12 protein-coding genes, 1 tRNA gene and 2 pseudogenes are annotated in these 14,384 nt (G+C 70.8%); 9 read left to right on the forward strand and 6 right to left on the reverse strand.

The genetic code is table 11. The annotated features are described in order from the left end of the window. Both serB and mfd read right to left on the reverse strand, forming a co-directional pair. Positions 1-753, reverse strand: coding sequence for a phosphoserine phosphatase SerB (gene serB, locus KA711_17685; protein ID MCM0610800.1), 753 nt, complete (start codon positions 751-753; stop codon positions 1-3). Positions 754-791: 38 nt separating this feature from the next. Next, positions 792-4,265 carry a transcription-repair coupling factor gene (gene mfd / locus KA711_17690; GenBank protein MCM0610801.1) on the reverse strand — a complete coding sequence of 1,158 codons (3,474 nt, stop codon included), beginning with the start codon at positions 4,263-4,265 and terminating at the stop codon, positions 792-794. Positions 4,266-4,342: 77 nt separating this feature from the next. Here mfd and KA711_17695 point away from each other — a divergent pair, with 77 nt between their 5' ends. Both KA711_17695 and KA711_17700 read left to right on the forward strand, forming a co-directional pair. Next, the gene (locus tag KA711_17695) at positions 4,343-5,041 is read left to right on the forward strand and encodes a 2-C-methyl-D-erythritol 4-phosphate cytidylyltransferase (GenBank protein MCM0610802.1); all 699 of its coding nucleotides are present in this window, start codon (positions 4,343-4,345) and stop codon (positions 5,039-5,041) included. Further along, entirely contained in the window at positions 5,038-5,526 is a 489-nt protein-coding gene (locus KA711_17700; protein MCM0610803.1) for a 2-C-methyl-D-erythritol 2,4-cyclodiphosphate synthase, read from the forward strand. Before KA711_17695 ends, KA711_17700 begins: the two co-directional genes overlap by 4 nt. 173 nt (positions 5,527-5,699) lie before the next feature. Here the strand turns inward: KA711_17700 and KA711_17705 are convergent. The 3 genes and pseudogenes from KA711_17705 to KA711_17715 form a co-directional block, all read right to left on the reverse strand. Then, positions 5,700-6,371 (reverse strand): annotated as a pseudogene (locus KA711_17705) (GGDEF domain-containing protein). Between the two features lie 189 nt (positions 6,372-6,560). After that, positions 6,561-6,764: a hypothetical protein gene (locus tag KA711_17710; GenBank protein ID MCM0610804.1), complete on the reverse strand. Its 204-nt coding sequence runs from the start codon at positions 6,762-6,764 to the stop codon at positions 6,561-6,563. Positions 6,765-6,872: 108 nt separating this feature from the next. Further along, a complete protein-coding gene (locus KA711_17715) occupies positions 6,873-7,139 on the reverse strand; it encodes a HAMP domain-containing histidine kinase (GenBank protein ID MCM0610805.1) in 267 nt (88 codons plus the stop codon). 485 nt (positions 7,140-7,624) lie between these two features. Here KA711_17715 and KA711_17720 point away from each other — a divergent pair, with 485 nt between their 5' ends. From KA711_17720 to KA711_17745, 6 genes and pseudogenes are all read left to right on the forward strand, one after another. After that, positions 7,625-8,359: an SIMPL domain-containing protein gene (locus KA711_17720; protein MCM0610806.1), complete on the forward strand. Its 735-nt coding sequence runs from the start codon at positions 7,625-7,627 to the stop codon at positions 8,357-8,359. A 281-nt stretch (positions 8,360-8,640) separates the two neighbouring features. Next, positions 8,641-9,540: an alpha/beta hydrolase gene (locus tag KA711_17725; GenBank protein ID MCM0610807.1), complete on the forward strand. Its 900-nt coding sequence runs from the start codon at positions 8,641-8,643 to the stop codon at positions 9,538-9,540. Then, complete coding sequence (locus KA711_17730) at positions 9,537-11,807, forward strand: bifunctional (p)ppGpp synthetase/guanosine-3',5'-bis(diphosphate) 3'-pyrophosphohydrolase (GenBank protein MCM0610808.1); 2,271 nt, start codon at positions 9,537-9,539, stop codon at positions 11,805-11,807. The genes KA711_17725 and KA711_17730 overlap by 4 nt, the downstream gene beginning before the upstream one ends. A 48-nt stretch (positions 11,808-11,855) precedes the next feature. Then, positions 11,856-11,932, forward strand: a tRNA-Val gene (locus KA711_17735). Between the two features lie 232 nt (positions 11,933-12,164). Continuing rightward, positions 12,165-12,359 (forward strand): annotated as a pseudogene (locus tag KA711_17740) (hypothetical protein). Then, complete coding sequence (locus tag KA711_17745) at positions 12,338-12,478, forward strand: hypothetical protein (protein ID MCM0610809.1); 141 nt, start codon at positions 12,338-12,340, stop codon at positions 12,476-12,478. Before KA711_17740 ends, KA711_17745 begins: the two are co-directional and overlap by 22 nt. Here KA711_17745 and KA711_17750 read toward each other — a convergent pair whose 3' ends face one another. Further along, the gene (locus KA711_17750; protein ID MCM0610810.1) at positions 12,479-12,958 is read right to left on the reverse strand and encodes a (2Fe-2S)-binding protein; all 480 of its coding nucleotides are present in this window, start codon (positions 12,956-12,958) and stop codon (positions 12,479-12,481) included. Positions 12,959-13,153: 195 nt separating this feature from the next. Here KA711_17750 and KA711_17755 point away from each other — a divergent pair, with 195 nt between their 5' ends. Next, complete coding sequence (locus KA711_17755) at positions 13,154-14,371, forward strand: efflux RND transporter periplasmic adaptor subunit (protein ID MCM0610811.1); 1,218 nt, start codon at positions 13,154-13,156, stop codon at positions 14,369-14,371. Positions 14,372-14,384: the final 13 nt, after the last annotated feature.

The raw sequence follows: 14,384 nt of genomic DNA on the forward strand, positions 1-14,384 counted from the left end.
TCAGCCCCCGAAGGCCCGCAGGGCCGCGTCCAGCCCACCCTGCCGCACCGACACCCGGGCGTGCTCGCGCACAGCGGGCTTGGCGTGGAAGGCGATCGAGCAGCCGGCGGCGCCCATCATGGGCAGGTCGTTGGCGCCGTCGCCCACCGCCAGCGTGCGCTCGGCCGGCAGCCCCAGCAACTCCGCCAGTTCCAGCAGCACGCGGCGCTTTTCGGCGCCATCGACCACCGTGCCCCAGGGGCGGGCCACGAGCCGGCCACTGAGCCGGCCGTCCACGATCTCCAGCACGTTGGCCCGTGCGTAGTCCAGCCGCAGGCGCGCCTTTACGCGGTCGGCAAAGAAGGTGAAGCCGCCGCTCACGAGCAGGGTCTTCAGCCCGGCCTCGCGGCAGGCCGCGACAAAAGCTTCGACGCCTGGATTCAGGGCCAGCCTTTGGGTGTAGACGGCCTCCAGCGCCTCGGCCGGCACGCCGCGCAGCAGCGCCAGGCGGCGCCCCAGGCTTTCGGCGTAGTCGGCGATCTCGCCGCGCATTGCTGCCTCGGTGATGGCTGCCACTTCGGCTTTGCGGTCAACGGCGGCGGCGATCTCGTCGATGCACTCGATGTTGATCAGCGTGGAATCCATGTCGAACGCCACGAGGCCGAAGTGGCTCAACGGTGGCGGAGCCGGGCCGCGAACGAACACGCCGGGGGCCACTTGGCGCACGGCGCGCTCGGCCGCCGCAGCCGCTGGAGCAGGGGGGTGGAGACTCATCGGACGATCATGCCAGCCGCCAGCCGGTTCAGGCTGCGTCAGGCTGCTTCGGGCAATGGCTGCCCCAGGTGGCGCAGCAGGTCGCGCAGGTAGTGCGCACGGTCAGCAGGCTGGCTGATCTCGCGGTCGATGCGCAGCTTGTCGTTGCCGGCGAGACGGATGGCACGGTTCTTCTGCACCAGCTCGATGATGCGGCGCGAGTCCACCGGCGCCTGCGGCCGGAAGGTGATGTTCATCAGCTTGGGGCCGGCGTCGATTTTCAGCACACCGTAGGGCCGGGCCAGGACGCGCAGCCTGTGGGTGTCAAACAGGGTCTGGCCCTGGGTGGGCAGCTTGCCGAAGCGGTCGGTGATCTCCTCAAGCAGCAGGTCGATCTGCTCGGGCCTCTCGGCCGTGGCCAGGCGCTTGTAGAGGTTCAGCCGCGTGTGGACATCGCCGCAGTAGGCGTCGGGCAGCAGCGCCGGGGCGTGCAAGTTGATCTCGGTGGTGGCGTTCAGCGGGTTCAGCAGGTCGGGCTCCTGGCCGGCCTTCAGCGCGCGCACGGCGGCTGACAGCATGTCGTTGTAGAGCTGGAAGCCCACTTCCATCATGTTGCCGCTCTGGTTCTCGCCCAGCACCTCGCCGGCACCGCGGATCTCCAGGTCGTGCATGGCCAGGTAGAAGCCGCTGCCGAGCTCCTCCATGTCCTGGATGGCCTGCAGCCGCTGCGCGGCCTGCTTGGTGAGGCCGTCGACATCGGGCACCAGCAGGTAGGCGTAGGCCTGGTGGTGGCTGCGGCCTACGCGCCCGCGCAGCTGGTGCAGCTGCGCCAGGCCGAACTTGTCGGCACGGCTGATGACGATGGTGTTGGCGCTGGGCACGTCGATGCCGGTCTCGATGATCGTGCTGCACAGCAGCAGGTTGTGCCGTTGCGCCACGAAGTCGCGCATCACGCGCTCGAGCTCGCGCTCGGGCATCTGGCCGTGCGCGACTGCGATGCGCGCCTCGGGCAGCAGTTCGACCAGCTTCTGGCGCCGGTTCTCGATGGTCTCGACCTCGTTGTGCAGGAAATAGACCTGACCGCCGCGCTTCAACTCCCGCAGCACGGCCTCGCGCACGATGGAGTTGCCCTCGTTGCGCACGAAGGTCTTGATGGCCAGCCGGCGCTGCGGCGCGGTGGCGATCACGCTCAGGTCGCGCAGGCCTTCGAGCGCCATGCCCAGCGTGCGCGGTATCGGCGTCGCCGTGAGCGTGAGCACGTCGACCTCGGCGCGCAGGGCCTTCATCGCCTCCTTGTGGCGCACACCGAAACGGTGCTCCTCGTCGATGATGAGCAGGCCCAGGCGCTGGAACTTCACGTCGCTGGACAGCAGCTTGTGCGTGCCCACGACGATGTCGACGCTGCCGTCGGCGATGCCGTCGACGGCAGCCTTCACTTCCTTCGGGCTGCGAAAGCGCGACAGTTCGGCGATCTTGACGGGCCACTTGCCGAAGCGGTCCACCAGCGTCTGGTAGTGCTGCTCGGCCAGCAGCGTGGTCGGCGCGAGAAACGCCACCTGCTTGCCGCCATGCACGGCCACAAAGGCGGCGCGCAAGGCGACCTCGGTCTTGCCGAAGCCGACGTCGCCGCAGACGAGACGGTCCATGGGCTTCGACGCCACCATGTCCTGGATGACGGCGTGGATGGCGGCACGCTGGTCGGCGGTTTCCTCGAAGCCGAAGCTGGTGGCGAAGCTCTCGTAGTCGTGCGGGCTGAAGCGGTGGCTGAAGCCTTCGCGGGTGGCGCGGCGGGCGTACAGATTCAACAGTTCGGCCGCCGTGTCACGCACCTGCTCGACGGCCTTGCGGCGCGCCTTCTCCCACTGCCCGCTGCCCAGGCGGTGCAGCGGCGCCTCGTCGGCGCTGACGCCGGTGTAGCGGCTGATCAGGTGCAGCTGGCTCACCGGCACGTACAGCGTGGCCCTGTCGGCGTACTCGAGGTGCAGAAACTCGCTGGACCCCTCGCCGAGGTCGATGTTCACCAGCCCCTGATAGCGGCCGATGCCGTGGTTGAGGTGCACGACCGGGTCGCCGACCTTCAGCTCCGACAGATCCTTGATCAGCGCATCGACGTTCGACACCTGCTCCTGCTTGCGCCGCCGACGCGCCTCGCGCGCGGTGGCAAAGAGCTCGGTCTCGGTGACGAACTGCACCGAGACGCCGGCATCGGGCTCGTGCCAGTGGAAGCCCTCGGCCAGCGGTGCGGCGGCGATGGCCAGCTTCTCGTCGCCCTGCAGGAACTCGTCGAGCGAGTCGACCGCCGGCACGCTGAGACGGTGGTCGCGCAGCAGCTCGATCAGGCTCTCGCGCCGGCCTTCGCTTTCGCCGAGCAGCAGCACGCGGTGCGGCGTGGCCTTGACATGGCGCTCGAGCTTGCCCAGCGGGTCCGTCCCGCCACGGTCGATGGCCAAGTCGGGCAGCGGGCGCGCCCAAGAGACCGCGGAAGCGGGCTCTTGCGAGCCCTTCACGGGCTCGCTGCCGCGCAGCGACAGCGTGGCGTGCGGCTGGGTGCGGGCGAAAAACTCGTCGGCCGGCATGAACACCTCGGCCGGCGCGAGCAGCGGCCGTTCGGGATCGTGCTGCAGGAAGCGGTGGCGCTCGCGGGTGTCGGTCCAGAAGCGGTCCAGCGCCTCGTCGACCTTTCCGTGCAGCACCAGCGCAGCCTGGCTGCCCAGGTAGTCGAAGATCGTGCCGACCGAGTCGAAGAACAGGGGCAGGAAGTACTCGATGCCGCCGCCGGCCAAGCCTGCACCCATGTCCTTGTAGAGCCGCGCGCGTGTGGGGTCGCCCTCGATTTTTTCGCGCCAGCGCGATCGGAAGGCGCTGCGCGCGGCCTCGTCCATCGGGAACTCGCGGCCGGGCAGCAGGCGCACCTCGGGCACGGGGAAGACGCTGCGCTGCGTGTCGGGGTCGAAGGTGCGGATGGAGTCGACCTCGTCGCCGAAGAGGTCCACGCGATAGGGCACCAGCGAGCCCATCGGGTACAGGTCGATCAGCCCGCCGCGCACCGCGTACTCGCCCGGGCTCACGACCTGGCTGACGTGCTGGTAGCCGGCCAGCGCGAGCTGGCTCTTCAGGCGGGCTTCGTCGAGCCGGCTCTTCTGCTTGAAGTGGAAGGTGGTGCCGGCCAGGAAAGCGGGCGGCGCCAGCCTCGTCAGGGCCGTGGTCGCCGGCAGCAGCAGCAGGTCGACGCTGCCTTCGTGGATGCGCCACAAGGTGGCCAGCCGCTCGCTCACCAGGTCCTGGTGCGGGCTGAAGCTGTCGTAGGGCAGGGTTTCCCAGTCGGGGAACTGCGCCACCCGAAGCGTGGCGTCGAAAAAGGGCAGTTCGTCGGCCAGGCGCTGCGCATCGGCGGGTTCGGCGGTGAACACCGCCAGGCGGCGGCCGGCCTGTGCGTGCTGGCGCGCCAGACGGGCCAGCAGGAGCGCATCACCCGAGCCCTGGGGTCGCGGCAAGGTGTAGCGCTTGCCCGGCGCGATGGATGGCAGTTGCATGGCGGTGTCGGAAAAGCAGATCGCCCCGCGGCAAGGGCCGAGGGGCGTGAACGAGGGGCGATTCTAGAATCCGCACCATGCCCGACGCCCCCCGCTGCCTTGCCCTCGTGCCTTGCGCCGGCGTCGGAACGAGGGCAGGTCAGGGCGGGCCCAAGCAGTACGCGCTGCTGGCCGGCCGCAGCGTCGTGGCGCACACGCTGGCGGCGCTGGCCAACTGCCCGGCGCTGCACGCCACGCTGGTGGTGCTGGCGCCCGACGACACCGAGTTTGAACGCCAAGTCCCAGCCCACCACGGCGAACGCGCCTGGGTGGCGCGCAGCGGCGGCGCCACGCGCGCGGCCAGCGTGGCCGCCGGTCTGGCCGCACTGCGCGCGCATGGGGCCCGCGACGACGACTGGGTGCTGGTTCACGACGCCGCGCGCTGCCTGCTTAGGCCGGCCTGGGTGCAGCGATTGGTGGAGGCCTGCCGCGACGACGCCGTGGGCGGTCTGCTCGCGCTGCCGTTGGCCGACACGCTGAAGGCTGCCGATGCCGAAGGGCGCGCAAGCGCCACGCTGTCGCGCGACGGCAAGTGGCTCGCCCAGACGCCGCAGATGTTCCGCCTGGGGCCGCTGCGGCGCGCCCTGCACGAGGCCGGCCCCGACGTCACCGACGAGGCCAGCGCCATCGAGGCGCTGGGCCTCAGGCCTCGGCTGGTGCCGGGCGAACTGGAGAACCTCAAGGTCACCTGGCCGGGCGACTTCGCGCTCGCGGCCCGGCTGCTGGAGACACGATGAACGCGTTCGATCTGCGCATCGGCGAGGGCTGGGACACGCACCGCCTGGTCGAGGGTCGGCCGTTGGTGCTGGGCGGCATCACGGTCCCGTTCGACAAGGGCCTGCTCGGCCACTCGGACGCCGACGCGTTGCTGCACGCCCTCACCGACGCGCTGCTGGGCGCCGCCGGCCTGGGCGACATCGGCCGCCACTTCCCGGACACAGACCCAGCCCTCCAAGGCGCCGACTCTGGCCGCCTGCTGCAGGTCGCGGTGCAGCGGGTACGCGCTGCTGGCTGGGAGCCGGTGAACCTGGACTGCACCATCGTGGCGCAGGCACCGAAGATGGCCCCGCACATCGAGCCTATGCGCACCCGCATCTCGCAATTGCTGGGTTTGCCGTTGGACCGCGTGAACGTCAAGGCCAAGACGGCGGAGAAGATGGGACCGGTGGGCGAGGGCTTGGCGATCGAGACCCGCGCCGTTTGCCTGCTGGCCCGGCGCTGAGCGGCTGCGCAGGGGCTGCCGTCCACGCTCCTAAGCGGGCACGGCGGCTCGCTGCGGTCGGGCAGCTGGCGGCTGGAGCCCGCCGGTCGGCGCTCGCGGCGGAGTGGGCCCAGCGGTGCGTGATCTGTGGGCCCGGGCTGAGGCTGTGCGGGCGGGTCGGGCGTGTCATCGGCGTGGGTCACGCGGTTGCGGCCGTCGCGCTTGCTGGCGTAGAGCGCCCGGTCAGCACGCAACGCGGCGGCTTGCAAGTCGCCGTCGTCGATGCCGGCGAGCCCGAAGGACAGCGTCACCGCCAGGCGCTGTCCGTCGACTTCCACGGCATGCGCTGCCACGGCAGCCCTCACGCGCTCAGCGACCTGGCGTGCCATTGGGGAATCGGTGCTCGGCAGCAGGGCCATGAACTCCTCGCCACCCCAGCGCGCCAGCAGGTCGTGCTCGCGCAGCGCCTGCGTCATCACCTTTGCCACTTCCGAAAGGACGAGGTCGCCCGCGTGATGCCCGCGCTCATCGTTCACGCGCTTGAAATGGTCGACATCGGCCAGCATCAGCGACAGCGCTTTCCCGTCGCGGCGGGCCCGCGAAAGCTCGGCTGCCGCGCGCTCGTGGAAGTGGGTGCGGTTGGCCAGCCGTGTCAGCGCGTCCACCCGCGCCAATTGGAGAAGTGCCTTCTCGGCGCTGCGCACTCGCCGGCGATAAAACGCCGCCACGGCATAGAACAGACCGAACACCAGCACGATGTTGAACCAGCGCGCGATCTCCAGATGAGACGCCGGCAGCGGGCTCAGCGGCGCCCACGCCTTGCAAGCCAGATACAGGCCGGCATAGCTGGCCAGCAGCAGCGCCATGAGCGGCAACGCACCGCGGTGCGGTGAACCCACCACGATGCCCGGCACGAACAGCAGCAGGAAGAGGTGGAAATCAGCGCCCCAGCCCAGCAGCAACGAGCCCGCGGTCGCGTGCGCGAGCACCTCGAACCAGATGAGCGCGATGGCCGTCCGGTTATGGCGCAGGTGCAGCAGCCACCATGCTGCCGTCTAGAGCGCCACGCTGGCCAGGTTGAGCAGTGCCAGCGCCGTGGCGCCGAGCGCGCTGTACAGGAGCAGAAAGCCCACGTCTATCGCCGCCGCGAACACGGCGATGCGGTGCAGCATCGCCCAATAGGCTGCGGCTGTCGACTCGATCGCCACAGGGGTGCCGTCGGGCTTCATCAGGAGGATCTCGTCCGGTCGTGGCGTCAACTTGAGCGACGGGGTCTTTTGGCAGGGGGCTCCAGCGCAATAGTGCGCGCGCAGGCTCGGCAGGGGCGGGAATTCCGCACGCCGCCCGGGGATGGGGAGACCACCGGCTCAACCCTCTGCAGCCGAAGGTGGGCGACCAGTCCGCCTTCCGGCGCGATGGCCAGCTCCAGTCAGCTTCTCGGCCGCCATCCCTGTGCCCCGGTCGCGCACGCTGACGATGGCCCAGGGCCCGGCACGCTGTGCCGTCAGGCGGACTTCGGCCACGCCGGTGTCGATGCCTCGGCCAACCCGGCGGGCGTTTTCGAACAGGTTCAGGAACACGCGCCCGAGCTCGGTGTCGTCGGCCAGCGCCGGCTGATCGCGCGGCAGGTTCACTTCGCCTGGCCCGGGCCCCGAAGTCTCTGGCCGTCAGCAAGATGATCGGGGTCCGATTCAGAAGCGGCGCAACAGGTCGCGGATACGGACATCGTTGTCGTCCACGACGATGCGAACCCGGCATGCGTCGGCCCCCCGGGGCTCTGGGAGCGTGGGCGGCAGAAATCCAGCCCCGCGTTGGGCCGACTTCGGGGCCCAGGCCAGGCGCCGCGCGCAGCCCGGGCTGTACGCCCGGGCCAGCGCGGCAACGCCGCAAGGGCCCCGAAATCGGCCCAACCCGAAGGGCCGCCCCGGCGCGGGGCTGGATTTCTGCCGCCCACGCTCCTAGAGGGGCTCCCGATTCGCGGAGATGGCGTTGTTACAGTCCGGACGGAATCGAGGTTCTGACCCACCGTTATCCGTCTTGCAAGCCCTTGGAACCGCCGTGCTTGGACAGCGGGATGCGCCACACTTGGCGTCCCCCAAACCGCTGGAGCCTTTGCGTGATGCATCACCCCCTCCTCGTCGGCCTGGCCACAGTGGCGTTGGCGTCCGGCATTTCAGGCGCACATGCGCAAACGCAGGCCCCGAACCCAGCGCCCCAGAACGTGGTGGTGCTGTCGGCCTCTTCGAGCACCCAGGTGACGCAGGACTGGCTCACCGTGGTCTTGACCACCACGCGAGAAGGCGCCGAGCCGGCTGCCGTGCAGACACAGCTCAAGCAGGCGCTCGACGCCGCGCTGGGTGAAGCCCGGCGCGCCGCTTCCGGGCGTGAACCCCAGGCGCTGGAGGTGCAGACCGGCGGCTTCTCGCTCAGTCCGCGCTACGGTCGCGACGGCCGCATCAGTGGTTGGACAGGTCGGGTCGAGTTGCTGCTCCAGGGTCGGGACACCGCGGCGATCGCGCAACTCTCCGGTCGCATCCAGACGCTGTCGGTCGCCAGCACCGCCCTGTCGCTGTCGCGCGAGGCACGCGAGAAGGTCGAGTCGCAGGTGGCCGCCGAGGCCATCGCGCGCTTCCGTGCCCGCGCCGACGAAGTTGGCAAGGCCTTCGGCTTTGGCGGCTGGGCGCTGCGCGAGGTCAACCTGCAGACCGACTCTCCGTCCTCGTTGCCGATGCCCAGGATGCGGGTCGCAACGGCCATGTCGGTGGCGGCCGACGAGGCATTGCCCGTCGAGGCCGGCAAGGCCACCGTGACCGTCACGGTCTCGGGCAGCATCACCCTGTCCCCACGCTCCTAGGAGCGTGGGTGGCAGAAATCCAGCCCCGCGCCGGGGCGGCCAAAGCCACTGGCGTAGGCGCGTCGTGCAGCGCGGGCTTGACGCCCGCGCCAGCGACGCAACACCCGCCAGCGGCTTTGGCCGCCCCGGCCCTTCGGGTTGGGCCGATTTCGGGGCCCTTGCGGCGTTGCCGCGCTGGCCCGGGCGTACAGCCCGGGCTGCGCGCGGCGCCTGGCCTGGGCCCCGAAGTCGGCCCAACGCGGGGCTGGATTTCTGCCGCCCACGCTCCTAGAGTTCACGCGATGCAAACCTCCGAGCCACGCCTTCGCCACGTGACCTGCACCAGCGCGGCTGGCCTGCACCGCATGGCGTACTGGGAGTGGGGCGACCCGACCAACCCCCGGGCGTTGGTCTGCGTGCACGGTCTGTCGCGGCAGGGGCGCGACTTCGACACGCTGGCGCGCGACCTGTCCTCGGACTACCGCGTGGTCTGCCCCGACGTCGTGGGCCGCGGCCGCTCAGGCTGGCTGGCCGACCCGCGCCTGTACGCTGTGCCCACCTACGTCGCGGACATGGTGACCCTGGTCGCGCGGCTCGATGTACCTGAGGTGCATTGGGTCGGCACTTCGATGGGTGGACTCATCGGGCTGGCGCTGGCGGCGCAGCAGGGAACGCCGATCACGCGGCTTGTGCTCAACGATGTCGGACCCGTCATCGAGCCCGGCTTCATCCCCCGCATCCTCGGCTACCTTGGAGTGCCGGCCTTCTGGCGCACGCTCGAGGAGGCTGCCGACGCGACCTGGGCCCAGTCGCGCGGGTTCGGGCCCCACACGCGTGACCAGTGGCTGGCGCTGACCCGGCACCAGCTCGTGAGCGCCGAGCGGGACGACGGCCATGGCGCCGTGATCGCCGGCTTCAAGCCCCATTACGACCCCGGCATCGCGGTGCCGGTGCGTGCGGCCACGCCCGACGCCGCCGCCGCCGGAGAGGCTGTGCTGTGGCACCTCTACGATCAGATCCGCTGCCCGACTCTCCTGTTGCGCGGCGCCGAGAGCGACCTCTTGAGCCCCGCCACGGCCCATGCGATGGCGGCGCGCGGGCCGCGGTGCACCGTGCACGAGCTGGCGGGCGTCGGCCACGCGCCCACGCTGGTGGCGGTCGACCAGCGCGAGGTGGTGCGCCGCTTCCTGATAGGCCCGTGAAGCCTGCCGAGGTCGCCGCCGCAGGCCCCGAGGCGGGCTCGGCTGCGATCGTGCATCTGGCGAGTGTGGCGCCGGCCGAGCCGGCCGGCATCGACCCCGTGGCTCGTGCCCGCGCCTTTGCCGAGCCGTTGCTGGCCGGCCAGGCGCTGGACACCGGCGAGGACGCCTTCGCGCATGCCGACGGCGTGGCCACGGTGCTGCGCCAGATCGGCGCCGCCCCGTCGCTGGAGGCGGCGGCCTATCTCGTCTATGCCGGTGACTACCTTCAGCGTCCCGAGGAGGTGGTGCGCAAAGCCTTTGGCGCCAGCCACGCCAGCCTCGTGATGCTGACGCGGCAACTGGTGGAGGTCCAGCGGGCCGCGCGCGCGGCACAGTCGGCGCTGCCGGGCAGCGCGCGCGCCGCCCGCGCCGAGCAGACCGAGCGCGTGCGCAAGATGTTGCTGGCCTTCTCGCGTGACCTGCGCGTGGTGCTGTTGCGCCTGGCCTCGCGGCTGCAGACCTTGCGGTGGTTCGCAGCCTCGCGCACGGCGTGCCCGCCCGAGCTGGCCACCGAGTCGCAACAGGTGTTCGCGCCCTTGGCCAACCGCCTGGGCATCTGGCAGGTGAAGTGGGAGCTCGAGGACCTGGCCTTCCGATTCCTGCAGCCCGGGCCTTACCAGGACATTGCGCGTCTGGTGGACCAGACGCGCCGCGATCGCGAGGCCAGTGTGCAGGCTGCGCGCGAGCGGTTGCAGGCGCTTCTGGCCGCACAGGGCATCGAGGCCGACGTGCAGGGCCGACCCAAGCACCTCTACAGCATCTGGAAGAAGATGCAGGGTAAGGGCCTGACCTTCGAGCGCGTGTTCGACGCGCGGGCGCTGCGGGTCGTCGTCGGCGACGTCGAGGCCTGCTACGCCGTGCTGGCGCGCGTGCACGAGGCCTGGAAGCCTTTGGACGGCGAGTTCGACGACTACATCGCGCGGCCCAAGCCCAACGGCTACCAGAGCCTGCACACGGTGGTGTCCGACCTCGGCGGCCGGCCGCTGGAGGTGCAGATCCGGACGCGCACCATGCATGAGCACGCCGAGCACGGCGTTGCTGCGCACTGGATGTACAAGGAGGCCGGCACGCGTGGCTATGCCGGCGTCGCCGCGAGCGGCGAGTTCGAGGACAAAGTCGCCGAGGCGCGCAAGGCGGTGCTGCGCGAGTTGCTGGCCTGGGAGCGCGACTTTGCCGCGTCGGGGCGAGGCCCGAGCGAAGCCGCAGCGGCGGCCGCCGGTGAGGCGTTCGCCGACCGCGTCTATGTCTTCACGCCGCAGGCCACGATCATTGAGCTTCCGGCCGGTGGCACGCCAGTGGACTTCGCTTACGCACTGCACACCGAGCTGGGTCACCGGTGCCGCGGGGCGCGCGTGGACGGCGCGATGCTGCCGCTGAACACGCCGCTGCGCTCGGGGCAGACGGTGGAGGTCGTCAGCGTCAAGGAGGGCGGCCCGTCGCTGGATTGGCTCAACCCCGAGCTGGGCTACCTGACGAGCCCGCGCGCCAAGGCCAAAGTGCGCGCCTGGTTCAACGCCCAGGCTTTGTCGCAGACCGTGGCGCGTGGGCGCGACGCGGTCGAGAAGCTGCTGCAGCGCGAGGGCCGCACGGCGCTGGAGCGAGACCAGCTGGCCGGGCAGCTGGGCTTCCGCAACGCCGAAGCGCTGTTTGAGGTGGTGGGCAAGGACGAGTTCTCGCTGCGCACGATCGAGAACCTCCTGCGCCCTCCCGAGCCATCGCCCGCTGACGAAACCATCGCGTTGAAGCGGTCGCGCAGCGGCGGCCCCGGTGCCAAGGGCGGCGTGCTGGTGGTGGGGATGGACTCGTTGCTGACCACGCTGGCCCGTTGCTGCCGACCGGCGCCGCCCGATGCCATCGCCGGGTTTGTGACGAGGGGCCGGGGCGTGGCCGTCCACCGCCGCGACTGCAGCAACCTGCGCCCGATGGCAGCCACGGCGCCCGAGCGCGTGATCGAGGTCGCCTGGGGTCAGCCTGCCGGCGACCGGGCAGCCTTCTACCCTGTCGATGTGGTGGTGGAAGCGGCCGACAGGCCGGGACTGCTGCGCGACATCAGCGAGGTCTTTGCCAAGGACAAGATCAACGTCACGCAGGTGCACACGCAGAGCGCGCGCGACCGCTCCAGCGCCTGGATGACCTTCACAGTGGAGACGCCCGATGCCACACGCTTGACGGCGGTGCTGGCCCAGGTGCGGCAGGTCCCGGGCATTCGGCACGCCCGGCGCAAGTGAGAGTCGGGCAGAGGCCGCGCAGTGCGATGTACAATTTTGGGCTTACCCAGGCGCTTAGCTCAGCTGGTTAGAGCACCACCTTGACATGGTGGGGGTCGGTGGTTCGAGTCCACTAGCGCCTACCAGGATCCGCACCCAGCCGGGTGCCGCTGCAAGGCGGCACCCGGTTGTCATTGGTGTGCCGCGCGTCCACGGTGAACCGATGCCAAGCCACAGGCTGTCAAGCCCGGGCACGAGACTGCCGATCCGGGGGATCCACAGCGAAACCCTGGATGGCCGATGACCCCGACCCACGGCCCCTTGCCCAACACACTGGCGCCACGCCTGCACGACGGCGTCACCAGCGACCGCATCGTCCAGACCAACATCCTGGCGCTGAACGCCGCGGTCGGGGCGGCCCGGGCCGACGAGCAGGGTCGCGGCTTCGCGGTCGTGGCCGCGGAAGTGCGCAACCTCGCGCAGCGCTCGGGCGAGGCGGCGCGCCTGCTGCATCGGAGCGGGCCTTGGGTCTGCGTCAGGTCCATGGCGCCGTGGCCGAGATCGACGGCGTGACGCAGCAGAACGCGGCGCTGGTGGAGCAGTCGGCCGCGGCCGCCACCAGCATGCGCGAGCAGGCGCAGCGCCTGACCGCGGCGGTCAGCGGGTTCCGGCTCGCCGCCGCCGGTGGTTGATCAGGCGGCGGCCGGGCCCGGCCCCACCGCCGCCTCGCGCACCGCGGCCACGATGTTGACGTAGCCCGTGCAGCGGCAGAGGTTGCCCTCCAGAGCGCGCACGATGTCGGCCTCGTCGGGGCGCGGGTTCTCGGCCAGCAGCGCGGTGGCGCTCATCAGCATGCCCGGCGTGCAGTAGCCGCACTGCAGGCCGTGGCAGCGGCTGAACGCCTGTTGCAGCGGGTTCAGCGCGCCGTCGGGCCCCGCCAGGCATTCGACGGTGCGCACCTCGGCGCCCTGGCACTGCAGCGACAGCAGGTTGCAGGACTTGACGGCCAGGCCGTCGACCAGCACGGTGCAGGCTCCGCACTGCGCGGTGTCGCAGCCCGCATGCGTGCCGGTGAGAGCCAGCTGCTGGCGCAGCAGCTGCACCAGCGTCTGCTCGGCCGGGACGTCGAGAGTGCGTTGTTGGCCGTTGACGATGAGAGTGAGTTTCGGCATGGTGGCCGGATTCTGGTCTGAAACCGGCCACGGCGCGGGCGCCTGCGTTGGTCCCGCCCACCGGACTGCTGGCGCCCGCGCCTGTTGGTTTCGTCGCAGCCCGCTGCCGAAGGGCTTGTCGGGCGGTTAGGCTAGGCACTTCGCCAGAACTCCCCGGACGCGGCCGCGGACACGCCGGCCCGCCACTGCCCCGACATGCTCCGTTCGACGACCCCGACTCCGGCTGAAGAGACCGCCCGACGCCTGCCCGTTGCCCTGGCGGCGGCGCTGCTGCTGCTGCTGGCGCTCTCAGGCTGCGGCAAACCCGAAGCGCCGGCTGCCGGCGCTGCCGCCAAACCTGGCTCGTCCGCTGCCAAAGGTGCGCCGCCCAAGGCAACGCCCGTGCTGCTGCTGGCTCCGGAAGACGTCCGCACCGTCGACGCCACTCTGCGCGCCACAGGCCCCGTGATCAGCGGCTCCTTGCAGCCCGAACGGCGCGCCGACCTTCGTGCAGAGGTCGGCGCCACGGTGCAGCAGGTGCTCAAGGACAACGGCCAGCTGGTTCTCGCGGGTGAGCTGCTGGTTCGCCTGGACGACACCGCCATTCGCGAGAGCCTGCTCTCCGCCGAGGAGTCCGTGCGCGCCGCCAGCCAGGCGTTCGAGCAGGCCGGGCGACAGGTGGTGCGCCTGCGTACGCTGCAGGGCCAGGGCATGAGCTCGATGCAGGCGCTCGAAGACGCCGAGGTGCGCAGCAACAACGCCAACAGCGAGCTTGTTGCGGCGCGCGCCCGCGTGGCCACGGCGCGCCAGCAGCTCCGCCGCACTGAGGTGCGGGCGCCTTTCGCGGGCGTGGTGAGTGCGCGCCAGATCTCGGCCGGCGATACGGTCCAGGTGGGCCGCGAGCTCGTGAAGGTGATCGATCCCGGCAGCCTGCGCTTCGAGGGCCTGGTCACGGCCGACCGTCTGCAGGAGCTCAAGATCGGCCAGCCGGTCAGCTTTCGCGTCAACGGATCCGGCGACCGCTGGTTCGCCGGCAAGGTGCGGCGCATCGACAGCGCGGCGAATGCCACGACACGCCAGGTGGCGGTGCAGGTGGGCTTCGATGAGGCCACAGCGGCGCCACGCGTGGCCGGGCTCTTTGCCGAAGGCCGCATCGAGACCGGCGGCGCGCAGCAGCTGATGCTGCCCGAGGGCACCGTCATCCGCAGCGGTGACAGCGCCCATGTCTGGAAGGTCGGCGACGGCCAGGTGCAGAAGGTGGCGGTCAAGCTGGGCGAGCGCGACCCGCGCAGCGGTGAGTTTCCGGTGCTCTCGGGTCTGGCCAGCGGTGACCGCGTGCTGCGCAGCCCTGCCGGTTCGCTGGTGGACGGCCAGAAGTTCGAGTTCGCCAAGCCTGCGGCGGCGGCAGTCGCTGCTTCGGCCGCATCGCGCTGAACCGTCCGCCGTC

This window comes from Ideonella sp. WA131b, assembly GCA_023657425.1.
Taxonomy (GTDB): Bacteria; Pseudomonadota; Gammaproteobacteria; order Burkholderiales; family Burkholderiaceae_C; genus Rubrivivax.

Bases quoted from the DNA above. Each gene is read 5' to 3' on its own strand.
- KA711_17725 (MCM0610807.1), top strand. From the start codon at position 8,641: ATGCAAACCTCCGAGCCACGCCTTCGCCACGTGACCTGCACCAGCGCG.
- serB (MCM0610800.1), bottom strand. From the start codon at position 753: ATGAGTCTCCACCCCCCTGCTCCAGCGGCTGCGGCGGCCGAGCGCGCC.
- KA711_17720 (MCM0610806.1), top strand. From the start codon at position 7,625: ATGCATCACCCCCTCCTCGTCGGCCTGGCCACAGTGGCGTTGGCGTCC.
- KA711_17700 (MCM0610803.1), top strand. From the start codon at position 5,038: ATGAACGCGTTCGATCTGCGCATCGGCGAGGGCTGGGACACGCACCGC.
- KA711_17695 (MCM0610802.1), top strand. From the start codon at position 4,343: ATGCCCGACGCCCCCCGCTGCCTTGCCCTCGTGCCTTGCGCCGGCGTC.
- mfd (MCM0610801.1), bottom strand. From the start codon at position 4,265: ATGCAACTGCCATCCATCGCGCCGGGCAAGCGCTACACCTTGCCGCGA.
- KA711_17750 (MCM0610810.1), bottom strand. From the start codon at position 12,958: ATGCCGAAACTCACTCTCATCGTCAACGGCCAACAACGCACTCTCGAC.
- KA711_17755 (MCM0610811.1), top strand. From the start codon at position 13,154: ATGCTCCGTTCGACGACCCCGACTCCGGCTGAAGAGACCGCCCGACGC.